This window comes from Achromobacter spanius, from assembly GCF_039673305.1.
GTDB lineage: Bacteria > Pseudomonadota > Gammaproteobacteria > Burkholderiales > Burkholderiaceae_B > Achromobacter > Achromobacter spanius_F.
Window position 1 is genome coordinate 209,853 of record NZ_JBDJLJ010000003.1, and the last position, 23,112, is coordinate 232,964.

Sequence of the window (23,112 nt, forward strand, 5' to 3'; positions counted from 1 at the left end):
GGAATGAAGTTTGCTGGCGGTGCGCCCGGCGCCGGTGCTATTGTCATCTGCGCCACCGGCGGAGCAGGGCGGGCCTTGCGCCGCCGGCCGCCCGCAACTCGCGGGCATCATTCCAGGAGGCAATCCATGAAGAAAATCTCGATGCTTGTCACGGCTCTGGCATTGGCGGGCGCATCCGGCGCGGCGCTGGCCGAGGACGTCTCGATGTCCTTCCTGACCGCCGAGGGCGTCGGCAAGAGCGCCGGCACCATCGCCCTGAAAGACACGAAAGAGGGCCTGCAGCTCACGCCCCACCTGAAAGGGCTGCCCCCGGGCGAGCGCGGCTTCCACGTCCATGAAAAGGGCTCGTGCGAGCCGGGCATGGTGAACAACAAGATGGCGCCGGGCGGCGGCGCGGGCGGGCACCTGGATCCCAAGGGCACCAAGGCGCACAAGGGCCCCATGGCCACCGACGGCCACCAGGGCGACCTGCCGTTCCTCACGGTGGCCGCCGACGGCTCCGCCACGAAGGCCGTCGTGGCGCCGCACCTGAAGCTGGCCGACGTGAAGGGCCACGCCCTGATGATCCACGCGGGCGGCGACAACTACAGCGACAAGCCCGAGCCCCTGGGCGGCGGAGGCGGCCGCCTGGTCTGCGGCGTCGTGAAGTAGGGGGCGCGGATGCGCCGGCGGGACCGGCGCATCGCCCCTTGCGGCTACGCCGTCCCGTTGCGGAAGTACAGCCGGTAGCCTTCGCGATCGGCCAGCCGGTCGTAATAGGCGGCCGCGGCGGGCAGCGCCGGCTTGTCGAAGGGCGTCGCGAACCAGCGGTTCACGGACAGCCCCACCGGTATGTCGGCCAGCGTGAAGGCATCGCCCGCCACGTAGGCGCCGGTGGCGGCCAGGCGCTGGTCCAGGATGCCCATGAACTGCGCCCACGCGTGGCAGGACGCCTCGACCGCGGCCGCGTCGCGATGCGCGGGCGACTGCCGCGCCAGCGCCATGAAGGCGTAGCTCCAGGCGCGGTTCAGGTCGGTCGCCTGCCAATCCATCCATTGGTCCACCCGGGCCCGCCGCTTCGGCTCTGCCGGGTACAGGCGCAGGCCGTCGTATTGCCCCGCCAGGTAGCGGATGATGCTGTTGGATTCCCACAGCACGAAGTCGCCATCCTGCAGCACGGGCACCATCGCATTGGGGTTGAGCGCCAGGAATCCCGGCTCGGAGGTGGGCCGAAAGCCGCTGCCCCAGTCCTCGCGGTCGAAGGGCAGGTTCAATTCGGCGCAGGTCCACAGGACCTTGCGGACGTTGATGGACGAGGCTTTTCCCAATATTTTCAGCATGGTGCGTGCGGCCGGCGGGGCTCAGGGGCGAGGGTTGCAGCAGTCTATCGGCCCCACGGGGCCTTCGCCAGATACAGATCGGGGCACACGGACACGGAACAGAAGCCAGGAACCACGTAGTGACAGCCAAGACGCGAATGCCTCTTTCCACCCGGGCGTACCTTGCCGATACGTCGGCGTTGATCCTGTTCTTCACGACGACCGGAGCGATCAACGAACGCTGGATCGCGGGAATGACCTGGGAGCAGGTCCTGCACGCGCGGCTGATCGGCGCGGCGCTGATGATCCCGGTGGGACGGCCTTATGGAATGTGGCGCGACTGGATGATGCGCCATGCCCGGGAAACGCGCCTGTCCCGGCTGCTCTGGGACAGCCTGGCCCTGATGAGTTTCCAGGTGCCGATTTACGCGGCGATCATCGCCGTCAGCGGCGCGACGGGAAGCGGCCTGCTGCGCGGCGTGCTGGGGGCGGCGGCGATGATGCTGTTCCTGGGGCGTCCGTATGGCGCGTTTCTCAATGCGGTCCGGCGTCTGTTCGGGCTGCCGCCTGGGGGGCGGCGGCCGATGTCGCTCAATGACTGACCCAGGAGCCGCCCGCCCCGATTCCTGGACCTCGCTCAAACATGCTGGCTCAAGGCCAAGCGCAGGTCCAGGAATCGGGGCGGGCGCTTTGGAGGCTTTTCAATGAAGCTGGTCAGACCCTTGGGGCTGCAATTCCGACAAGGCATTCCAGTCGGGATCCTTGTACATGCGCAGTTGAATGGGATAGACCGGATGCCCCGCCAGGCATTTGTTGAAGGCGTCCAGGAAGGCTTCGACGTCGCGGGTGTAGTAGCGCCACTCTTTCAGATGATTGCCGGTCAGGCAGGCCACCTGCGCCCCGATGTCAGAGTCCTCGAAGCCGTTTTCGATGGCCTCTTCAAAGCGGTTGGTGCTCTGCTTGTCTTCGTCATTGGGCATGCCGGATTCGATGCCCGTGTACGGCCAGGAGATGATGATCAGGTTCTCATTGGCCTGACGGTCAGGCGCCGACGGCAGTCCGGTGCGGAAACGGACGATGACCGCCAGATCGTTGATGCGTGCTTCGCCGACCGCCCACAGATCGCCTGGAAAAATACTGCGCATTGCATGAATTCCTTTTTCGAACAGGCCGGAAGTCTATCGCAAGCCAGCGATCCGGGTTGCCAGCCTGGCCGGACGCCAGGATCAAGGCGTGGTTCGCGGTGTGATCTGTTCTTTGTCCACGGGTCCCACAACTGAAAATCTGCGCGCTCAGGCCTCCAGCTGCACATGTTCAATGCGGTCACGCCCGTTTTTCTTGGCCGCATACAACTGCTGGTCCACGGCCTTGATGAATCCGGCGCGGTCTGCCTGCCCTTCCGGCACCACCGTGCCTGCGCCGATGCTGACGGTGACGCGCCTGCCGTGCGGCGACAGCGCGTGCACGATGGACTTCTTCTGCAGCAATCGCTGGCAGCGTTCCGCGACTTTGCGCGCCACCTCGGCATCGGCTTCGGGCAGCAGCACGACGAACTCTTCCCCGCCGTAGCGCGCGACGAAATCGCGCGGGCCGTCGAGCGCCAGGCTGAGCGTCTGGGCGATATCCACCAGGCATTTGTCGCCCTGGGTGTGGCCGTACAGATCGTTGTATTGCTTGAAGAAATCGACGTCGAACAGCAACACGGACAGCGGCAGGCGTTCGTTGCGCGCGCGCTCCCACTCCAATTCGAAACTGCTGTCAAAGCGCCGCCGGTTGGCGATGTTGGTCAAGCCGTCCTTGAAGGACAGCACCTCCAGCTCTTTTTGCAGGCTAAGCAGCTGTTCCTCGGTCTTCTTGCGTTCGGTGATGTCGAACATGAAGCCGATCAGCGCATCGACTTCACCGCTGTCGTTGCGCACCACGTGCACGACGTCGCGTATCCATACATAGCCGTTGTCTTTGGTCAGCGCCCGGTAGTCAGCCTCGTGGTCGACGCCGGCCTGGGATTGGGCGACGCAGAAATTCACCACATATTCGCGATCTTCCGGATGCATGCGCATGGCCCAATCTTCCACGCTCACCCAGCTGTCGGCCTTCCAGCCCAGCAGCGCCTCGATCTGGGGGCCGATGTAGGCGAACTTCATTGTGGCCCAATCGATTTTCCAGGGAATCGCCTTGGTCGATTCCAGCAAGGTTCTGTACACGGCGTGGTCATGCAGGAGCGTGCTGTCGTCGGCCATACCCATTCCATCCTCGATCACCATGAACGGGCCACTTTAGCCTGAACCCGCCGACCGTGGAGATTTACTGAACCGCCTCAGGAAACCACCGCCTGCGGCTGCGTGCGCAACCTCAGCACGGGCGAAGTGAACAGCACGATGAATTGAACGGCAAACCCCGCCGTCGACACCCACAGGCAGGCCTCGACGCCGAAGCGCCCCGCCAGCGCCGCGCCGATCAGGGCGCCGATGGGGCGAGCCCCGAAATTCGCGGTGACGATCACGGACGATACCCGGCCCAGCAACGCATTGGGCGTCACCGACTGCCGCAGCGTGGTGGTGGTGATCGTCCACAGGATCGGCCCCGCGCCGAACAGGAAGAAGCCCACCGCGGCCCACGCGCCCGACGGGAAGGCCAGGGTGGACAGCAGGATCAGGCTGGCCAGCAGGGCCGACAGCGGTCCCGCGCCGATCATTGCGCCGAAGGACAGGCGGCGGGCGAGCCAGGGGGCGGCCAGGGCGCCGGCCAGCATGCCGCCACCGTATATCCCCAGCGTGATGCCGACGCCGGCGGCCGACAGGCCCAGCCGTTCGATGGCGTAGGCGACGTAGATGGCCTGCAGCACGAACCAGGCGGTGTTGAAGAAGACGGCGGTCAGCAGCACGGGGCGCAGCAGGGGGTGCGCGGCGACGAAGGCGGCGCCTTCGCGCAGTTCGGCTAGCGGGTGGCGGCGCTGCGTCGGCCGGGGTGCGTCCTGCGGCAGGCCGGCCAGCAGGACGGCGGCCAGCAGCGACAGGGTGGTGGCCAGGACATAGGCTGTCGAGGCGCCCATCCAGCCGACCAGCGCGCCGCCCGCCGCGGGGCCTGCCGAGAACGCGGCGCTGCGGGCCAGTTCCAGCCAGCGGTTGGCGCTGGCCAGCTCGGCGGGCGGGACCAGGCGGGGCACCAGGGCGGGGGCCGCGACGTTGTAGGCGACCGTGCCCACCGCGCCCAGGAAACCCAGCGCGGCCAGCCATTCCAGGCTGATTCCGCCGATCCACAGCAGGGCCAGCAGGCCCAGCAGGCTGGCCGCGCGCACGGCTTCGGCGGCGGTCATCAGCGCGCGGCGCGACATCCGGTCGGCCAGCACGCCCGCCGGCAGGGACAGCAACAGGAAGGGCAGGGTCTGCGCGGTCTGCAGGTAGCCGGTCTGCGCCGCGCTTGCGCCCAGCGCCAGCACGGCGACGAGGGGGGCGGCCGCCAGCGCGATCTGTTCCGAGAACTGGGCAGCAAGGTTCGACGCGGCAAGGCGCCGGAAAGCAGAGGGAAGGGCGGGCATCGGGGAGGGCGGGGAGCGCCGCGCAAACGGCAAGGGCACGATCATAATCGTGCCCTTGGCGGACCTGCACTCCGGTCCTTGCGGCAACGCAAGGACGCGCGGGATCAGGGAATCGGGGGGTAGTCGCCGAAGCCGTCGGGCCAGGTGGTCAGCACGTCGTAGCCGGTTTCGGTTACGACCACCATGTGCTCCCACTGGGCCGACAGCGAACGGTCTTTGGTGACGACCGTCCAGCCGTCCGGAAGCTGCTTGGTCTGCGGCTTGCCGGCGTTGATCATGGGTTCGATCGTGAACATCATGCCGGGCTGCAGCACCATGCCTTCGCCCGGGCGGCCGTAGTGCAGCACCTGCGGGTCGTCGTGGTAGATCTGGCCGATGCCGTGGCCGCAGTATTCGCGCACGATGCTGAAGTGTTCGCGGTGGGCCACGGTCTGGATGGCGTGGCCGATGTCGCCCAGCGTGGCGCCGGGCTTGACCGCCATGATGCCCGCGCGCATGGCCTCGTAGGTGGTGTTGACCAGGCGGCGCGCCAGGGGGCTGGGCTGGCCCACGTAGTACATGCGGCTGGTGTCGCCGAACCAGCCGTCCTTGATGACGGCCACGTCGATGTTCAGGATGTCGCCGTTCTTGAGCACCTTGGACGACGGGATGCCGTGGCAGATGACATGGTTGACCGACGCACAGATGGTCTTGGGAAAGCCGTGGTAGCCGACGTTGGCCGGAATGGCCTTGAGCACGTTGACGATGTAATCGTGGCAGATGCGGTCGATTTCATCGGTGGTGACGCCGGGGCGCACGTGTTCGCCGATCATGTGCAGCACTTCGGCCGCCATGGCGCCGGCCTTGCGGGCCATTTCGATGTCGGCGGCGGACTTGATGGAAACCTTCTTGGCCATTTACGCGGCCTCCTGCTGCGGGGACGGTTGCAGGCCCTGGGAGAGCGCCGCGATGGCGAAGCCTTCGGCCTGGTCGATGCGGATCAGCAGTTGGCAGATGTCGGCGTGGCGCAGTTCCGGGTAGAGCTCGGACAGCATGCCGATGCGCATCCAGTGTTCGGCCTGGGAATTGATCGAGCGGCTGAGCGCGCCGCTGGCGACGCGCAGGTTTTCGTGCATCTGCTCGGAGATCTTGACGATGCCCATAGTGGATATTCCGTATATGGTTTGTATATGGAACGTATGGTACTGCCAGGTCGGGGGCGGACGCAAATCGCGCAGCCTGCGCGAGCAATCCCTTACGCGCCTTCCTTGCTTTCCTTGCGCGCCTTGCCGCGCGTGCTCTTTTTCGCGGCGCCGGTGCGCGGGGCTTCCTTGGCGGGCGGGGCGGCCGCCGCGGTCATCTGTTCCATCCACATCAGCGCGTCGGTGTACGACAGGAACTGCTGCAGGTAGCCGGGCGAGACCTCGCGCATCAAGGACAGGGCGCGGTGCACGAGCTGGTTGGAGTTGAGCGGGCCGGCGTTCTTGTGGACCTGCTCCTGCGACTGGCGAACCTGGCGGTCGGCGCTGACGCGGGACCAGATCGCGCGGAAATAATCGAGCATCGGGACTTCGGGATACGCGACGCGCAGGCCCATTGCGTCGCGGACGTCCGGTTCGTCGCCGGCTGCGGGGTTGGCGATGTAGTCGATCAGGCCGGCGAGGGGACTGGTTGCGACCGGATGGGCCGCACGAGCCGCATCGACCGTATCAGCCATATCGATCGCATCGGCCGCATCCGCCCGGTCGCTTGAACCCCCCGCATCCGCCGGCATCCCAGCGCCTTCCAGCGCTGCGGCATAGGCTTGAAGCAGCCCCGCCAGCCGCTCGTCCAGCCGTTGTCGCGCCGGGCCCGCGTACTCGGTTGCCCGGCGGTCCAGCGCGGCTATGAAATGGAAGCGGATGGGATCCACGCGGTCGGCGCCGCGCTCGCGCCAGGCGTCAAGCACCGACCTGGCATCCACAAGGTCCCCGCGGGCGCCGTCACTGCTCACCGGGCTTACCCGATTCGTTGGACGGCCTGGGGATGGGCGTGATTTCCACGCGGCGGTTCTTGGCCCGGCCTTCTTCGTCCGCGTTGGACGCCACGGGCTGCTCGGCCCCGAAGGCCGCCGCGAACACGGACGACGACGCGACGCCTTCGTCGATCAGGGCGCGGGTCACGGTCAGGGCGCGCTGCGCGGACAGGTCCCAGTTGTCGGCGAAGCGTCGGTTGCCTTCGCGCACCTGCTGGTCGTCGGTGAAGCCGCTGACCATCAGGATCTCGTTGCGGGACTTCAGGTAGGCCGACAGCGGCTCGATCAGGCTTTTCAGGATCTCGCGGCCCTCGGGCTGCAGTTGGTCGGAGTTCAGTGCGAACAGCACGCTGCCGCTGATGCCGATGCGCCCGTCGACGAGCGTCACGCGGCCGGCGGCCAGCGGGCCGGCCAGCGCCTGTTCCAGGGTCTCGCGGCGCTGCGTTTCGACCTGGCGCTGCTTGACCTCTTCTTCCAGTTGCGTCGACAGCTGCAGCTGCACCGCGACCACGCTGACCAGGATCAGGACGAAGGCGCCCAGCAGCACCGACATCAGGTCGCCGAAGACGGCCCAGGCCGGGGCCGTCGGCTCCACGCCGCCGTCGATATCCTCGCTCATGCCGCTTCCGCTCCCGCCGCCGCGCGCTGGGTGGCGAGCTGCTGCAGGTTTTCGATGATCTGCTTCTGCGACATCAGGCTCAGGTCGACTACTTCACGGGCTTGCGCCACGTAGTAGGAAAGCTGTTCGTCGCCGCGCGCGATGGACTTGTCCAGCGCGGCTTCGATGCGCTGCAAGTGGGCCATCAGCTTGTCGTTGGATTCGCCGAAGGACTGCACCGCCACGCCGAAGGATTCGCCCAGGCTGGCCACTTCGACGGCGCCGCTGGTCACCAGCGAGGCCACCTCGGTCAGCTTGCCGGTCTCGGCCTCGACCTTGTCGGTGAACTGCGCGCCCACCCGGTCCAGCATGTCGGCGGACGACGCGACCAGCGCGTCCACGGCCGTGCGCTGCTCGGCGGCGGTGTGGTTGACGGCGTCCAGCAGGGTGCCCAGCGTTTCCAGCAGGCGGGTGCGTTCCTGCAGCATGTCGTTGTCGCGCGCCATGCTGTCGGACAGCTTCTGGCGCAGTTCGCCGATGACTTCGGCGGCGGCGCGGGGCGCTTCCGATGCGGCCTGCACCAGGCGGCCGATCTCGGCGATGGTTTCGCTGGCGTGGGCCTGCGTCTGGGCGGTGATGTCCTGTGCGGTCAGGCTGAGCGTGTCGCAGATCTGCTGCTGGTGGCCGGCAGCCTGCGCGCCTGCCTGTTCCCATTCGGCGCGCAGCGCGTCGGCCATGGCGGCCAGCTTGCCGGTCCAGGCTTCCAGGCGCGCCTCGTCGTTGGCGGCCAGCGTCGATTGCAGCGCGGCGTGCGACTGGTCCAGCGTCTGCAGCAGGTCGGCCGATTGCTGGCCGAAGACGGCGGACGCGGTTTCCAGCGCCTGCTGGTTGTCGCTGGCCAATTGCTTGCCGACCTGTTCCTGGCGCGCCTGCGCATCGGTCCAGGCCTGCGTGACTCCGGCGGCCGCCGTTTCCAGGCGGGCCGACAGGTTGTCCAAGAGGCTGGCCTGGGTTTGGGTCTGCGCGCTGATGTCGCGCGCGGTCTGGGTCAGCGTGTCGCTGATCTCGAGCTGGCGCAGGGCGGCCTGCGTGCCGGCCTGTTCCCATTCCTCGCCCAGCTTGGCGGCCATGGCGGCCAGCGTGCCGGTCCAGGCGGCCAGGCGTTCCTGGTCGCGCGACGCCAGCGCGGATTGCAGGTCGGCATGCGACTGGTCCAGCGTGCGCAGCAGCGCGTCGGCGTGCTGTCCGAACGCGGCCGTGGCGGCCTGCAGCGCCTGCTGGTTGTCGCCAGCCAGCTTTTCGTTGGCGCTTTGCTGGCGCGTCTGCGCGTCGGTCCAGGCCTGCGTGACGCTGCTGGCGGCGGCTTCCAGGCGGGCCGACACGTCCTGCAGCAGGCCGGCCTGCGTCTCGGTCTGGGCGGCCATGCCGCGCGCGGTCTCGGCCAGCGCGTCGCCGATCTGCTGCTGGCGGGCGACGGTGTTCGCGCCAGCCTGTTCCCATTCCTGGCTCAGCTTGGCGGCCATGGCGGCCAGCGTGCCGCTCCAGGCGGCCAGGCGTTCCTGGTCGCGCGACGCCAGCGCGGATTGCAGTTCGGCGTGCGACTGGTCTAGCGTGCGCAGCAGCGACGCCGAGTGCTGTTCGAACGCGGCCGCGGCGGATTCCAGCGCGGCCTGGTTGCCGGCAGCCAGCTTTTCGCTGGCTTCTTCCTGGCGGGCGAGGGCGCGGGTCCATTGGTCGGACACGCCGCTGGCGGCCGCTTCCATGCGGGCCGACACGCTGTCCAGCAGGGCGGCCTGGGCCGCGGCCTGCGAGGCGACGTCGCGCGCGGTCTGCGCCAGGGCGTCGCTGATTTCCTGCTGGCGGGCGGCGGCGTGCGCGCCCGATTGTTCCCATTCCTGGCGCAGCGAGGCGCCCATGGCGCCCAGGGTGTCCGTCCAGGCGGACAGGCGCTGCTGGTCGCGCGAGGCCAGTTCGGATTGCAGCGCGGCGTGGGACTGGTTCAGCGTGCGCAGCAGCGACGCGGAGTGCTGCTCGAAGCTGGCGGCCGCGGCCGTCAGGGCCTGCAGGTTGTCGCCGGCCAGCTTCTCGCCGGCCTGTTCCTGGCGCGCGAGCGCCTGGGTCCAGGCGTCGGACATGTTGCCCGACGAGGCTTCCAGGCGCGCGGAGACGCCCTCCAGCAGATCGGCCGAGCGTTGTTCGAAGGTCTGGGCGAAGCGGTCCAGCGATGCGCGCAGGTCCTGCGCCATGGCCTCGCTGGCGCGCTGCTGTCCGGCCACTGCCTGGTTCCAGATGCCGGCCACGTCCGAGGTGGCCGCCTGCAGGCCCGACGTGAGACCGTCGAGCTGCTGCCGCACCGCCTGCGCCACGGTTTCCTGGAGCGACGCCGTTTCGCGCGACAGGCTGGCCATGGTGGCCTGCACGACGGGCTGCAGGGCCTCGCCGGCCGAACGCGCGCTTTGCGCCACGCTGTCCTTCATCGAGGCTTCCATCACGGACGCCAGGCGCGCATACGCAGCCTCGGCCTTGCCCTGGAAGGCGTCCTGGCTGGCCAGTTGCCGGTCATTCAGCGCCTGGTTCTGCTGTTCCATGCTCTTCATCATGGTCTGCAGCTGGCCGACGAGCGCGGGCATGGCCTCGGCCTGGCGCTGCATGACTTCCGCCTGGCGCTGGAGCAGCTTGAAGGATTCCTCGCGCTGGTAGCTTTGCGTGTAGGCGCGCAGGGTCGTGGCGGCCTTGCTGTCCAGCAATTGGGCGGCCTGCACGCGGTCGCGCCGGCACAGGGCGGCCAAGAGGCCCAGCATGGCGGACGCGGCGACGCCGGCAATGGAAGTGCCGAAGGCAAATCCCAGGCCCTTCACGGGCGCCGCCAGCGACGCGCGGATCGCGGCCAGGTCGGTGGAGCTTTCCAGCGCCAGTCCGGTGCCGCGCAGCGTCACGACCATGCCCAGGAACGTGCCCAGCATGCCCAGCAGCACCAGCAGGCCGACGAGGTAGGGCGTCAGCGACGGGCCGGGCAGGCCCACGCGCTCGCCCTCGATGCGCAGGCGCACCGGATTGCGCAGGCCGGCGGGCAGGCGGTCCAGCCAGGCGCCCAGCGTGCCGGGCGCCTCGGTCAGGCCGGAAACGGCCCCTGAAAGCGACGCGGTGGCCTGCTGGTAGCGCAGCAGTTCAAGCGCGCCCGCCAGATAACAGACGCCGATCAGCAGCGTGACGGCCAGCGCCAGCGGGTTGTTGCCCGCGTAGCCCGCGCCGATCCAGCCCACGACGGCCAGACCCGCCAAGAAAACCACGAGATTGATCAGATACTTGGACATAGTGTCCTAATTAGCTGGTGCGAAGGGCGGCAAGCAGCCCTTCGACCGGTTGTAAACGAACATTCAATTCAGCCAGCAGGACGCTGCGCATGTCGGCGCGGAACGTGTCCAGCCAGGCTCCGGGCGTAATCGCCGGGGCCGTCGAGGCCGCCTGCGCGCCCGCGTCGGCGCCGGCGGACGTCCCGTCCTTGGCCGACGCAACGGCGCCCGACGCACCGGCGCCCGACGCGCCGGCGCCCGGTGCTTCCCCGTCCGGCGCGCCATCGGCTTGCGCCGCCTGCGCGTCGGCCTGCGCCTGCAGCGCCGCTTCCTCGGCCTTGCGCAAGCGCTCGAAGTGCGGCTGCAGCAGCTTCGGGATCGCGCCCAGCAGGGCGCGCTCCTTGGGGAGCAGCGCGCGGTCCATGATCGCGTCGACCACCGCCAGGCGCGTCATTTCGCCGTTTCTGGCGGCCACCATGCCGCGCAGCCGGCTGCGCAGATTGCCGATGCTGGTCTCCATCGTGTGCTGCAACGACAGATACCGCTGGCGAAAATTCGAGTAATCGGCATCGGCTTCGGCCAGGGCCGCCGGCTTCTTGACCGGCGCCTGCCCGGGCGCGTGCCGCCTGGCGGCCGTGGCCGCGGTATCGCTGGCGATGGCGTCCGCCAGGGTGGTGCGCACGCGCACGCATTCGCGCTCTTCGGCGCTGCTGAACAGGCGGGCGCCGGGAGCAATCACGGGCGGACTGGTATTCAAGGCCGCCGACAGCGCGATCGCGTCCGTCCAGCCCAGCCATTGGCTCAGATGGTCGGAAAGCGATTGCCTGGATTGCTGGACGTCGGCGTCCGTCAGGCGAGTCAGCAAGCGAATGAGCGTCGGGCCGCTTAAACCTGTGCGCTGGGAGGCTTGCAACATACCACCAGGGTGAAAAGGGGGGAGTTTACACGCTGCGCGGGCCGCGGAGGGCCGGCGCAGGGGGCGGACAAGCCCTTACGGGGCAATAAAAGGGGTCGCATCAAGGCGGAATCGGACGGGGCCGCAACAATGTGGCGGCCGATCCGCCGGGGAACCCGGCCGGCGCACGCCCGTCGAACCTTGCATGGACGCCCGTACGCCTTTACGCCTGGCCCGACGACTGCTGCTGCTTGCCGCCCTGGCTGCCCTGGCGGTGTGGGCCTGGCCGCGCCTGCCCGACGGCGTGCGCGCGCCATGGCACATGGCGCGGATGGCCTGGCGGGACGCGCCGGTTCACTTGCCCGTGCCCGTGCAGGGCGTGGCCGCCCGGCGCTTGGCCGACACCTGGGGCGCGGCGCGGGCGGGCGGCCGCCAGCACGAAGGCATCGACATCTTCGCCGCGCGCGGCACGCCGGTGCTGTCGACCACCGAGGGCGTGGTCACGCGCATCGGCGGCAACACGCTGGGCGGCCAAGTTGTCTGGGTGATGGGTCCGGGCCGCCAGATGCACTACTACGCGCACCTGGACGGCTACGCGGATATCCGCCGCGGCCAGCTTGTGATGCCGGGCGACGTGCTGGGTTTCGTGGGCAATACCGGCAATGCCGCCGGCACGCCGCCGCATTTGCACTACGGCATTTATGCCGCGGGCGGGGCGCTCAATCCCTATCCCTTGCTGGTCGCGCCCAAGCCGGCCGCGCCTGAGCAGACCGCGCCGGTTCCGGCCAGGCCGTCCGCGCGGGCCGACGCCGCCGACGGATCCAGGTAATCCGCCAGGAAGTCGATGAAGCACCGGGTCTTGGCCGGCAGCAGGCGGGTTTCCGTGACGGCGTGGACCTCGATGGGGCTCAGGCTCCAGCGGGGCAGGACGCTCGCCAGTTCGCCCGCGCGGATGCGCGCGCCCATGTCGCCGCCCAGCGCCGCGATGCCCGCGCCCAGGACGGCCAGCCGTTCCGCCATGCCGGCGTCGTCCACGCAATAACGATGCGGTGCGCTCACCACCTGGTGTTCGCCGGCCCCCTGCAGGTCCCAGGGCGCCGCCTGGCTGCCTGCCGTGCGCAGGCCGATGCAGTCGTGGCCCGCCCGATCGGCGGGCGCATCGGGTGCGCCCCGGGCGGCCAGGTAGTCGGGACTGGCGTACAGGCGGGCGCGCAGCGCGCCCAGCCGCCGCGCCACGTTCGACGAGTCGGGCAGGCCGCCGAAGCGGATCGATACATCGCAGGCTTCGGGGGCGCGGTCGCCGCACAGGGTCCCGGCCAGGCTCATGTGAAAGCGGATGTCCGGATAGCGTTTGCCGAACGCGGCCAGCGCCGGCAGCATCGCGTCCATGGCGTAGGCCGCGGACACATGGATGCGCAGCGGGCCGCTGGGCACTTCGAGCTGGCCGCGCAGTTCTTCGTGCGCGACCTCGGCCTCGGCCACGATGCGGCGGCAACGCTCGAAGTACAGGCGCCCGGCCTCGGTCAGTTCCACCCGGCGCGTGCTGCGGTTGAGCAGGCGCAGGCCCACGGACCGCTCCAGTTCGGCGACGTGGCGCGACACCGTCGACGGCGGCACGCCAAGCGCGGCGGCGGCGCGGCTGAAGCTGTGCGCCTTCGCCACTTCGGCGAACAATTCCATGCCATGCAGGCGTTTCATATCGGCTCTCCCTGGCGCGGCCCGGAGCCGGGCCGGCGACTTCAGAATGCGTAGACCACGCCCACGTTGGCGAAGACGTTCGTCTTCTTTTCGGTCAGGGGGCTATCGCGGGCGTCGCCCACCAGGGTATTCACGCCCACCGTCGTCACGGCGCTCCATTTGGCGTCGAAGCGGTGGGCCCAGGTGCCGAACAGCGCTACCGACTTGAAGCCGGACGACGGCGAATACGTGTCCAGGCCTTCCCGGCTGCGCGCGGCCTGCGACGGCGTGACGCCGAACCAGGTCTGCATGCTGTCGTGGTCGGCCCACTGCGTGCTGGCGCCCACCGAGATCCGGTTGCGCGAGTCGTGCCAGGCGGCGTAGGTGGCCCGCAGGTCCAGCGTGCCGCCGTAGCCGCTGCGCGCCGCCTGGCGATAGGCGGCCATCAGCGAGTAGCGGCCCGGCGACCATTCCACGAATGCGCCGTACGCGCCGTGGAAGTCGATATCGTCCAGCCCGCGGGTGCGATCGGAATCGGAGGCATCGCGCCCCAGCGACATGCCGACGAACGCGCCGGCGGTCCAATCCGGGGCCAGATCCATCTTCAGGCCCATCGCCGGCAGCCCGGCGCGCGGCGAGATGAAGAAATGGCCCGATTGATAGTTGATCAGGGGCACCGGCAGCGCGCGGTATTCGCGCGAGCCTTCATAGACGGGCAGGGCGGCGACGCCCAGGCCGATGAAATTGGTGCCGCCTTCCTCGGCCTGCGCGCCGCCCGTCATCGCGGCCAGCAGCGCCGCGGCCGCCAGCGGCGTCCTTGTTAACATACCCAGCTTCATTCCATTCCTTCTTGCTAAGGGATGCGGGCAGGCGCCATGCCTGCCGCCAACGGTGCGCATTGTCGGCGCCCGGTTTTAAAAATTTTTTAAACGGCGCCGGGCATGCTTGCGCCGTTGTGTTTTTCTGGAGCTGTGTCTTGCGAGTCTTGCTAGTCGAAGACGACGCCATGCTGGGCGACGCCCTGCACACCAGCCTGAATCAATCGGGGGTCGACGCGCACTGGGTGCGCAGCGTGTCCGAGGCGCGCCTGGCACTGGTGCAGCACGGCTTCAGCGCCGTGCTGCTGGATTTGGGACTGCCCGACGGCAGCGGCCTGTCCGTCCTGAAGCAGTTGCGCTCGCGATACGACGCCACGCCGGTCCTGATCCTGACCGCGCGGGACCGCCTGAGCGAACGGGTCCAGGGCCTGGACGCGGGCGCGGACGACTACATCGTCAAGCCATTCCAGCTCGACGAGCTGCACGCGCGGCTGCGCGCCGTGGTCCGGCGCAGCAGCAACACCGTCGTGTCGGCGCTGCGCTGCCGCGACATCGTGGTCGAGCCCGCCCGGCGCAGCGTGACGCGCGCCGGCGTCGAGGTCAGCCTGAGCGCGCATGAGTACCGCACGTTGCTGGCGCTGATGGAGCGGATCGGCCATACCGTCAACCGCGACCAGCTCGAGACCGCCGTCTACGGCGACAGCGCTTCGCTGGAAAGCAATACGGTGGCCGTGTACATCCATCAGTTGCGCCGCAAGCTGGGCGACAAGCTGATCACGACGGTGCACGGCATGGGCTACCGCATCGAGGTGGGCGAATGAAGAACCTGCGCAGGCAGCTGACCGTCACGCTGCTGCTGACGTTGTTGCTGGCCTGGATATTCGTTTTCGCGTTCCAGCAGTACGAAACGCAGCGCGCCCAGACGGGGCTGCAGGACCAGGGCCTGTACGACGGGGCGAACCAGCTGCTGACCGCGATGCCTGTCAGCCTGCTGGGCAACGTGGCGCCCGCCGAGCGCTTCGCGCTGCCGGCGTCCGTCCAGTTCAACGGCGACCGGGCAAGCTTCCAGGTGTGGTCCCTGGCTGACCGGCGGCTGCTGCTGCAATCCCGCGAATCGCCCGCTCAGCCGTTGAACCCGGAATTCCGCGACGGTTTCGTCGACAGCACCGCGAACGGTACCGACTGGCGCGTGTATTCGGTCACGGACGCTGGCGGCAAGGTGCAGGTGCAACTGGCGTATTCGCAGAGCGACCGCCGCGACAAGATGCTGCAGAACTTCAGGCGCGGACTGGTCATTGTCACCATCCTGTTCCTGCTGCTGGCGGCGGTGACCTGCGTCGTGGTGGGCCGGGCGTTCCGCAAGGTGGACCGCGCGGGGGATGCCATCGAAAGACGCGGGGCCTTCGACCTGGCCGCGCTGCCGCTGGCGGGGATGCCGGGCGAACTGCGCCCGTTCATCCGGTCGATCAACCAGCTGCTGTTGCGGGTCAAGGGCGCGCTGGATCGCGAGCGCCGCTTCCTGGAAAACGCGGCGCACGAACTGCGCACGCCCCTGGCCGCCTTGAGCGCGCATGCGGAACTTGTCGCCCGCAGCGCCGCTTCCGGCGAATCGGCTCAGGCCGCGGAAAAGCTGCGGCTGGTGGCGCAGCGCACCACGCGCATCTCGGAGCAGTTGCTGGACCAGGCCCGCATGGACGCGCTGACCGACAGCGCGCAAGCGCCTGAACCGATCGACCTGGACGCCATGGTCGCCATGCTGGCGCGCGACTGGGAAGCTTGCGCCGGCCGCAGGCAGCAGCGCCTGCTCGTCGACGTGGAACCCTGCGTCGTCATGGGCAATCTGGACGCGCTGGGCGTGCTGCTCAGCAACCTGCTGGACAACGCCGGGCGCTACACGCCTTGCGGCGGCCAGATCGCCGTGTCCTGCGGCCCCAGGCCCGGCGGCGGCGCCTTCCTGCGCGTGGCCGACGACGGCCCGGGGATCGCGCCCGAAGAGCGCGAGCGCGTGTTCGACCGTTTCTACCGCGCGGCGGGAACGCCGGCGGGCGGCAGCGGCATCGGGCTGTCGCTGGTGGCGCAGATCGCGCGGCAGCACGGTGCAAACGTCACGGCGGGCGCCGGCCTGCGCGGCGCGGGGGTGGCGCTGACGGTGGAATTCGCGGCCGCGTAACGCTTGCGTTGGCGCCTGGGGCTTGGCCGGGCTGGCGACCCGCGCGCCTTGCGGCGTCGATAGCGCCGCCTGCTTGGTGTAGATTGATTTCCTGGCCAGGCAGCGGGGTGGGCGATGACGGCATCTTCATGGACTATCTGATTGCATCCGCGGCGCGCGCGCTGGCGGGGGGCGACCCGCTGGGCGCGCTGAACCAGGTGGCCCTGCGCGGCGACGCGGCCGCGCTGGCGCTGCGTGGCATCGCCATGGCCCAATTGGGAGACCTGCTGCGCGCGCGGACGCTGCTGCGGGGCGCGGCGCGCGCCTTCGGCGCCAAGGCGGCCGTGTCGCGGGCGCGCTGCATCGTCGCCGAGGCGGAAATCGCCCTGGCCTCGCGCGATCTGGGCTGGCCGGAAAAGGCGCTGGACGCCGCGCGCGCCACGCTCCAGGCGCACGGCGACGTCGTCAATGCGGCGCACGCGCGCCAATTGAAGGCGCGGCGCCAGTTGCTGGTCGGTCGGCTGGACGCGGCCGAGGCCACGCTGGCGGACGTGGACCAGGCGCGCCTGCCTTGGGCGTCCCGGGCCGTGCAGGAACTGATCGTGTCCGGCATCGCCATGCGCCGCCAGCAGGCCCGGGCGTCCCGGGCCGCGCTGACCCGCGCGGAGCTGGCGGCCTCCCATTCCGGCATTCCCGCGCTGATGGCCGAGGTGCAAAGCGCGTCGCTGGCCATGAACACGCCGGCGGCGCGGCTGATCGAACCGGGCGGGGACCGGCCCGTGCTGCTGGACGAGGTCGAGTCCCTGCTGACCGGCGGCACGCTGGTGGTGGATGCGTGCCGCTACGCCGTGCGCGGCGCAGACGCCTCTATTTCGCTGGCCGGGCGTCCGGTGCTGTTTGCGCTGGCGCGCGTCCTGGCGCAGGCCTGGCCCGGCGACGCCCCGCGCGAGGCGCTGATCGGGCAGGCCTTTCGCACCCGCTACTTCGACGAGACCCACCGCGCGCGCCTGCGCGTCGAGATGGGACGCCTGCGCGCGGCGATCCGCCCGCTGGCCGGCGTAGGCGCCACGAAGCGCGGCTTTGCGCTCAAGATCCCGGACGGCCATTCGGTAGCACTGCTGGCGCCCGCCGCCAGCGACGAGGATCCGCAGCAGGGGGAATTGCTTGCCCTCCTGGCCGATGGCCAGGCATGGTCCAGTTCCGCGCTGGCGCTGGCGTCGGGCGCCAGCCAGCGCACGGTGCAGCGCGCGCTGGACACGCTGGCCGAGGCGGGCAGGGTGCAGCCCTACGGACACGGCCGCGCCCGGCGCTGGCTGCTGCCGCCCGTGCCCGCATTCGCGACAAGCTTGTTACTCCCGAACGTCGTGCCCGGCGACTAGCATGGACGTACCCACTAACAAGGACGGACGCCACCATGAAACGAACGCAAGCCCAGATCCTCCGGGAGTACGGCCCTTTCCCCGGCATCGACACCGTGCACGGGCTGACCTACGACGGCAAGCAGGTGTGGTTCGCCACCGGGACGAGCCTTGTCGCGCTCGACCCGGCCAGCGGCCAGACGCCGCGCTCGCTCGATATCGCCGCCAATGCGGGCACGGCCTTTGACGGCACGCATCTTTACCAGATCGCCGACGGCAATATCCAGAAGGTGGACCCCGAGACCGGCAAGGTGCTCTCGACCATTCCGGTGCCCGGCGGCGACTGCGCGTCCGGCATGGCGTGGTCCGAGGGCAGCCTGTGGGTGGGCGAGTACCGCCAGCGCAGGATCCACCAGGTCGATCCCGACTCCGGGCGCGTGCTGCGCACCCTGGAGTCCAACCGCTTCGTCACCGGCGTGACCTGGGTGGACGGGGAGCTCTGGCATGGCACCTGGGAGGAAGGCGCAAGCGACATCCGACGGCTGGAGCCGCGCACCGGCGAAGTGATGGAAGCGCTGGAGATGCCCGCGGGCGTCGGCGTCTCGGGCCTTGAGTCCGACGGCGGCGCACGGTTCTTCTGCGGCGGCGGCGAAAGCGGCAAGATCCGGGTCGTCGCGCGGCCGGGAAAGACCGCGGCCTAGGGCGCGCGGCGCGCGCAGCCGGCGCGACCCGCGTCCCCGGGGCAGGGGCGCGGGCCGGCGATCCCTTTGTAAACAGCAGATCGTCCAATAGTGGAAAAATACAACACCACATAGATATGAGAAGTATTTGCATTTAAACTTCGTGCCGATTCGTCACAGTTCACATCGGTAGGAAGCCAACATGCAAGATCAGAGGCCGGTCGGCCGCAGCCCCCTTGTTCAACGTCGTTTCGTGCTGCGCCGCACGTCGGCCCTGGTTTTAGTGGCATTGGCCTCGGGCGCCGCCATGGCGCAGGACGCCAGCGTGGCCACGCTGCCTTCGGTGCAGGTCGTGGGCGACAACGCCAATCCCGCGACGACCGAAGGGACCGGCGCCTACACGCCGCGCGCCACCGCGGCCAGCACCGGGCTGTCGCTGTCGCTGCGCGAGACGCCGCAGTCGGTCACCGTCATGACGCGCCAGCGCATGGAAGACGAGGACATGCGGTCGCTGGCGGACGTCATGGCCAGCACGCCGGGCATTTCGGTGCAGAACTTCGACAGCGAGCGCTACACCTTCAATTCGCGCGGCTTCAGCATCACCAACTACATGTACGACGGCGTGCCCACGGCGTTCGACGTGGGCTACGCGGCGGGCGAGTCGTCCGTCGACCCGATCATCTATGACCGCGTGGAAGTCGTGCGCGGCGCCACCGGCCTGATGACCGGCGCGGGCAATCCGTCGGCGTCGATCAACCTGGTACGCAAGCACGCCGACAGCCGAGAATTCAAGGCCGACCTGAGCGCGGGCGTGGGCAACTGGGACACCTATCGCGCCACGGCCGACCTGTCCACGCCGCTGAACGCCAGCGGCAGCGTGCGCGGGCGCATCGTGTCCGCCTACCAGGAGAACCGCTCGTTCCTGGACTACTACCAGAACAAGAAGAAGGTGTTCTACGGCGTGGTGGACGCCGACCTGACGTCGCGCACCACGCTGAGCGTGGGCTACAACTACCAGGACAATGAACCGCAGGGCAGCACCTGGGGCGGTTTCCCGCTCTGGTATGCCGACGGCGGCCGCACCGACTGGCGCCGTTCCCTGAACACGGGGGCCAAATGGACGTCGTGGGGCAGCACGACGCAAGGCGCATTCGCCAGCCTGGAACACCGCTTCGACAACGAATGGCGCGTGCAGGCCGTGGGCTCGTATTCCAAGAACGAAATGGACGGCAAGCTGCTGTACCTGTACGGCTGGCCCGACCGCGAGACCGGCCTGGGCATGGGCGCGTCGCCCGCGTGGTACCTGGGCGACCGCAAGCAGAACGCGCTGGATCTGAAGGCGAACGGCCCCTTCACGCTGTTCGGCCGCCGCCATGAAGCCGTGGTGGGCGCAAGCTTCAACCGGCAAAAGGGCGACTTCGACTACCGCTCCGCGATCGGCGCCGCCGACGTGGGCAACTTCCTGAACTGGAACGGCTCGTATCCCGAACCCGGCTGGAACGACTCCATCATCGCCAGCCGCTACACCACCACGCAGACCGGCTGGTACGGGGCCTTGCGCCTGAATCTGGCCGATCCGCTCAAGCTCATCGTGGGCGGACGCTACAGCACCTGGAAGACGAACTCGGTCGGCTTCGGCGGCGAAGGCCGCACGGAATTCGACAAGAACGCGTTCACGCCGTATGCCGGCCTGCTGTATGACATCAACGACACCTACACGGCCTACGTCAGCTATACCGGCATCTTCAATCCGCAGACCTACCAGGACCGCAACGCCAACTGGCTCGATCCGCTGGAAGGCAAGTCGTACGAGGCCGGCATCAAGGGCGAATGGCTGGAGGGCCGGCTGAACGCCAGCGCGGCCGTGTTCCAGATCGACCAGGACAACGTCGCGCAGGTCGACCCGGGCCAGATGGTGCCGGGCACGACCAACCAGGCCTACACCGCCGCGCAGGGCACGCGCAGCCGCGGCTTCGATCTGGAAGTCTCGGGCGAGGTCACGCCGGGCTGGAACGTGGCGGCGGGCTGGTCGCACTGGACCGCGCGCGACGGCGAGGGCAACGCGATCCAGACCGACCAGCCGCGCAGCCTGGTGCGCCTGTTCACGACCTACCAGCTGCCCGGCGACTGGAACCGCCTGACCGTGGGCGGCGGCGTCAACTGGCAGAGCCACGTCTACACCATCGCCAGCGGCCCGAACGGCGACGAGCGCGTGGGGCAGGGCAGCTACGCCATCACCAACCTGATGGCCCGCTACCGCTTCAACCGCAGCCTGTCGGCGCAGTTGAACGTGAACAACGTGTTCGACCGCAAGTACTACAGCCAGATCGGCTTCTACAGCCAGGGCGCGTGGGCGGCCGGGCGCAGCGCGATGCTGACCATGCGCTATCAATACTGAAGTCAGGCGGACGCCTGCGCCGCCTCGGCGATGCTGGCGATGAAGGCCTTGGCGGCTTCCGGCATGATCCGGCCCGCCAGGGTCTGGACCTCGAAGTGGCGTTCGTTCATTTCGCGGTCGCGCAGCGGCACCGCCACGATGCCGCCCCATTGCAGGCGCTTGTGGATCGCCAGTTCGCCGCAGAAGGCGACGCCGCCGCCGGCGCTGGCGAATCCGACCAGCGCGTCGATGCTGCGGCTGGTGAACGCCGGTTCGCAATGCAGCTGCTGGCGGCTGCAACTGATGTCGATCAGCTGGCGCAGCGTGGAATCGGGGCTGGGCAGGGCCAGGGGATAGCCGATCAGCTGGGCCAGCGCCAGGTCGCGCCGCGTGGCCAGGGGATGGTCGGCGGCCAATATCGTCCGCACCGGCGCGGGCACGCGCAGTTCCACCCGGATGTCGCGCTGCGACGTCAGGCTCAGCGTGACTCCGATGTCGGCCGCGCCGTCGCGGATGCGCTGGGGGATTTCCTGCTGCGAGCACACGTCCAGCGAAAAGCGGATGCCCGCGTAGTGCTGGCGGAAGCGGGCGATGGCGGCGGGCACGAATTCCGACGCATAGCCTTCCGTGCTGACGATGCGCACATGGCCCTGGCGCAATCCGCGCAGCGCCAGGATGTCGCCCGTGACGCGGTCGACGTCCTGCTGCATGCGCTTGGCGTGCGCGGCCAGCAGTTCGCCGGCGGCGTTGGGCGCCATGCCCCGCGCGCGCCTTTCGAACAGCAGCGTGCCCAGTTCGCGTTCCATGCGGGCGATCTGGCGGCTTACGGCCGAGGGGGCGACGTCCAGCCGCGCCGCGGCTTCGCTGACCGATCCAGTGCGCACCACTTCCAAAAAATACCGTAGGGAGATTTCCTGCAGGACTTGCGGGTTCATGGCCGGATCCAAGGTTTGCGGAAAGCGCAAAGAAGAATTCTAACCATTGATATTGCTGCAATGCTATGACGGCCTCTAGGATGTGGGCATTCCCTGCGCACGCAACCTGGTACCACGGCAATGTTTCAATCCGACGACGCTTCCCTGTCCCCCGTCCTGGCATCGCTTCGGCAGGCCCGGCCCGTGCTGTGGACGAGGCCCGAATGCCGCACCGCCGCCGCGGCGCCCGGCGCGCATTTCCTGATGGACCAGGTGCTGTCCGCGCAGGAGCGTTTTGCCCGCTTCGCGCCGCTGCTGGCCGAACTGTTTCCGGAACTGGCCGAGACGGGCGGGGTGATTGAATCGCCGCTTCTGCCCGCCGAGCAGATGCAGGCTGCCATCGGGCTGCCCCCGCAAGCGGGCCGGCTGTGGATCAAGGCGGACCACGCGCTGCCCGTGGCCGGGTCGATCAAGGCGCGGGGCGGCATCCACGAGGTGCTGGAGTTCGCGGAATCGCTGGCGCTGGGCGCAGGCCTGCTGCGGGCGGGCGACGACTACCGCAAGCTGGCCGGCCCCGAGGCGCGGGCCTGTTTCGGCCGTTACCAGGTGGCCGTGGGGTCGACGGGCAACCTGGGCCTGTCCATCGGCGTCATCGCGTCGGCGTTGGGTTTCCGGTCCGCGGTGCACATGTCGGCCGACGCCAAGGCCTGGAAGAAGACGCGGCTGCGCGCGCGCGGCGTCGAGGTCGTGGAGCACGCGGGCGACTACGAAAAAGCGGTGGCCGCCGGGCGCGCCCAGGTCGAGGCCGATCCCTGCGGCTACTTCGTCGACGACGAGCGCTCGGCGTCCCTGTTCCTGGGCTATGCGGCGGCGGCGCTGCATCTGCGCGTCCAGCTTGCGCAGGCGGGCGTGCGCGTCGATGCCGAGCACCCGCTCTTCGTGTATCTGCCTTGCGGCGTGGGCGGCGCGCCCGGCGGCATCGCGTTCGGCCTGACCCAGCTCTACGGTCCGCATGTCCATTGCTTCTTCGCCGAACCGGTGCAGTCGCCTTGCTTCCTGGCGCGCATGATGGCCGGCTGCGGCCAATTGCCCGGCGTGCCCATGCCGCCGTCCGTGTACGACCTGGGGCTGACCAACGTTACCGAGGCCGACGGGCTGGCGGTGCCGTGCGCCTCCGAGCTGGCCTATGCGGCGGTGGGGGCGCACCTGCGCGGCGTGTACACGGTGGCGGACGACACACTGTACGCCGACCTGGCGCGCTTGAAAGATAGCGAGGGGCTGCGCATCGAGCCCTCGGCCGCGGCCGGCTTCAGCGGCCCGCGCGCCCTCTGCGGCACCGACGCCGGCCGCGCATGGCTGCAGGCGCGCGGCCTGCAGGCGCATCTGCCGCGCGCCACCCACCTGGCCTGGACCACGGGCGGACTGTTCGTGCCCGACGAAGAATATGACCGATTCCTGAGCCGCGGGCGGTCGCTCGCGGCCGGCTTTTAGGCGCCACCAGACGCGCCCGTTTTCCACCATCTC

General features: G+C 69.1%; 22 protein-coding genes. 9 read left to right on the forward strand and 13 right to left on the reverse strand.

Features of this window, described 5'->3' with window-relative positions; translation table 11 throughout:
* Positions 1–126: 126 nt before the first annotated feature.
* Entirely contained in the window at positions 127–651 is a 525-nt protein-coding gene (sodC, locus tag ABE485_RS05035) for a superoxide dismutase [Cu-Zn] SodC (RefSeq protein ID WP_346513906.1), read from the forward strand.
* A 44-nt stretch (positions 652–695) separates the two neighbouring features.
* Here sodC and ABE485_RS05040 read toward each other — a convergent pair whose 3' ends face one another.
* The gene (locus tag ABE485_RS05040) at positions 696–1,319 is read right to left on the reverse strand and encodes a glutathione S-transferase family protein (protein ID WP_346513907.1); all 624 of its coding nucleotides are present in this window, start codon (positions 1,317–1,319) and stop codon (positions 696–698) included.
* Positions 1,320–1,438: 119 nt separating this feature from the next.
* Between ABE485_RS05040 and alaE the strand changes: the two genes are divergently transcribed.
* Positions 1,439–1,900 (forward strand): L-alanine exporter AlaE, encoded by a 462-nt coding sequence (gene alaE / locus ABE485_RS05045; protein WP_346513908.1) that lies wholly within the window; start codon positions 1,439–1,441, stop codon positions 1,898–1,900.
* A gap of 99 nt (positions 1,901–1,999) precedes the next feature.
* On the opposite strand, the gene ABE485_RS05050 is transcribed toward alaE, so the two are convergent.
* The 9 genes from ABE485_RS05050 to ABE485_RS05090 form a co-directional block, all read right to left on the reverse strand.
* Positions 2,000–2,443: a DUF695 domain-containing protein gene (locus ABE485_RS05050; protein WP_346513909.1), complete on the reverse strand. Its 444-nt coding sequence runs from the start codon at positions 2,441–2,443 to the stop codon at positions 2,000–2,002.
* Positions 2,444–2,590: 147 nt separating this feature from the next.
* Positions 2,591–3,538, reverse strand: coding sequence for a sensor domain-containing diguanylate cyclase (locus tag ABE485_RS05055; protein ID WP_346513910.1), 948 nt, complete (start codon positions 3,536–3,538; stop codon positions 2,591–2,593).
* A gap of 77 nt (positions 3,539–3,615) precedes the next feature.
* Positions 3,616–4,836 carry an MFS transporter gene (locus ABE485_RS05060; RefSeq protein ID WP_346513912.1) on the reverse strand — a complete coding sequence of 407 codons (1,221 nt, stop codon included), beginning with the start codon at positions 4,834–4,836 and terminating at the stop codon, positions 3,616–3,618.
* 104 nt (positions 4,837–4,940) lie between these two features.
* Complete coding sequence (gene map / locus ABE485_RS05065) at positions 4,941–5,732, reverse strand: type I methionyl aminopeptidase (protein ID WP_008158531.1); 792 nt, start codon at positions 5,730–5,732, stop codon at positions 4,941–4,943.
* Positions 5,733–5,978, reverse strand: a complete 246-nt coding sequence (locus ABE485_RS05070) for a ParD-like family protein (RefSeq protein ID WP_346513914.1) — start codon at positions 5,976–5,978, stop codon at positions 5,733–5,735.
* A 92-nt stretch (positions 5,979–6,070) separates the two neighbouring features.
* Positions 6,071–6,808 (reverse strand): DUF2894 domain-containing protein, encoded by a 738-nt coding sequence (locus ABE485_RS05075; protein WP_430795390.1) that lies wholly within the window; start codon positions 6,806–6,808, stop codon positions 6,071–6,073.
* Positions 6,798–7,448: an OmpA family protein gene (locus ABE485_RS05080; protein WP_346513917.1), complete on the reverse strand. Its 651-nt coding sequence runs from the start codon at positions 7,446–7,448 to the stop codon at positions 6,798–6,800. The genes ABE485_RS05075 and ABE485_RS05080 overlap by 11 nt, the downstream gene beginning before the upstream one ends.
* Entirely contained in the window at positions 7,445–10,741 is a 3,297-nt protein-coding gene (locus ABE485_RS05085) for a DUF802 domain-containing protein (protein WP_346513919.1), read from the reverse strand. Before ABE485_RS05085 ends, ABE485_RS05080 begins: the two co-directional genes overlap by 4 nt.
* Positions 10,742–10,751: 10 nt before the next feature.
* Positions 10,752–11,636 carry a DUF3348 domain-containing protein gene (locus ABE485_RS05090; protein WP_346513920.1) on the reverse strand — a complete coding sequence of 295 codons (885 nt, stop codon included), beginning with the start codon at positions 11,634–11,636 and terminating at the stop codon, positions 10,752–10,754.
* A gap of 184 nt (positions 11,637–11,820) precedes the next feature.
* Between ABE485_RS05090 and ABE485_RS05095 the strand changes: the two genes are divergently transcribed.
* On the forward strand, positions 11,821–12,444 hold the full coding sequence (locus ABE485_RS05095) for a M23 family metallopeptidase (protein ID WP_346513921.1): 624 nt from the start codon (positions 11,821–11,823) through the stop codon (positions 12,442–12,444).
* On the opposite strand, the gene ABE485_RS05100 is transcribed toward ABE485_RS05095, so the two are convergent.
* Together ABE485_RS05100 and ABE485_RS05105 are read right to left on the reverse strand one after the other, a co-directional pair.
* On the reverse strand, positions 12,342–13,313 hold the full coding sequence (locus ABE485_RS05100; protein WP_346513923.1) for a LysR family transcriptional regulator: 972 nt from the start codon (positions 13,311–13,313) through the stop codon (positions 12,342–12,344). The two genes, ABE485_RS05095 and ABE485_RS05100, sit on opposite strands and share 103 nt — an antisense overlap.
* Before the next feature lie 41 nt (positions 13,314–13,354).
* A complete protein-coding gene (locus tag ABE485_RS05105) occupies positions 13,355–14,131 on the reverse strand; it encodes a MipA/OmpV family protein (RefSeq protein ID WP_346513924.1) in 777 nt (258 codons plus the stop codon).
* A gap of 137 nt (positions 14,132–14,268) precedes the next feature.
* Here ABE485_RS05105 and ABE485_RS05110 point away from each other — a divergent pair, with 137 nt between their 5' ends.
* From ABE485_RS05110 to fhuE, 5 genes are all read left to right on the forward strand, one after another.
* The gene (locus ABE485_RS05110; RefSeq protein ID WP_346513926.1) at positions 14,269–14,931 is read left to right on the forward strand and encodes a response regulator transcription factor; all 663 of its coding nucleotides are present in this window, start codon (positions 14,269–14,271) and stop codon (positions 14,929–14,931) included.
* Positions 14,928–16,280 (forward strand): ATP-binding protein, encoded by a 1,353-nt coding sequence (locus ABE485_RS05115; RefSeq protein WP_346513927.1) that lies wholly within the window; start codon positions 14,928–14,930, stop codon positions 16,278–16,280. The genes ABE485_RS05110 and ABE485_RS05115 overlap by 4 nt, the downstream gene beginning before the upstream one ends.
* A gap of 128 nt (positions 16,281–16,408) precedes the next feature.
* Complete coding sequence (locus tag ABE485_RS05120) at positions 16,409–17,638, forward strand: helix-turn-helix domain-containing protein (RefSeq protein ID WP_346513928.1); 1,230 nt, start codon at positions 16,409–16,411, stop codon at positions 17,636–17,638.
* 35 nt (positions 17,639–17,673) lie between these two features.
* Entirely contained in the window at positions 17,674–18,318 is a 645-nt protein-coding gene (locus ABE485_RS05125; protein WP_346513929.1) for a Vgb family protein, read from the forward strand.
* A 181-nt stretch (positions 18,319–18,499) separates the two neighbouring features.
* Positions 18,500–20,695, forward strand: coding sequence for a ferric-rhodotorulic acid/ferric-coprogen receptor FhuE (gene fhuE / locus ABE485_RS05130; RefSeq protein WP_346513930.1), 2,196 nt, complete (start codon positions 18,500–18,502; stop codon positions 20,693–20,695).
* A 2-nt stretch (positions 20,696–20,697) separates the two neighbouring features.
* Here the strand turns inward: fhuE and ABE485_RS05135 are convergent, their stop codons facing one another.
* Entirely contained in the window at positions 20,698–21,609 is a 912-nt protein-coding gene (locus tag ABE485_RS05135) for a LysR family transcriptional regulator (RefSeq protein ID WP_346513932.1), read from the reverse strand.
* A 120-nt stretch (positions 21,610–21,729) separates the two neighbouring features.
* Between ABE485_RS05135 and ABE485_RS05140 the strand changes: the two genes are divergently transcribed.
* Positions 21,730–23,079, forward strand: coding sequence for a D-serine ammonia-lyase (locus ABE485_RS05140; protein ID WP_346513934.1), 1,350 nt, complete (start codon positions 21,730–21,732; stop codon positions 23,077–23,079).
* Positions 23,080–23,112: the final 33 nt, after the last annotated feature.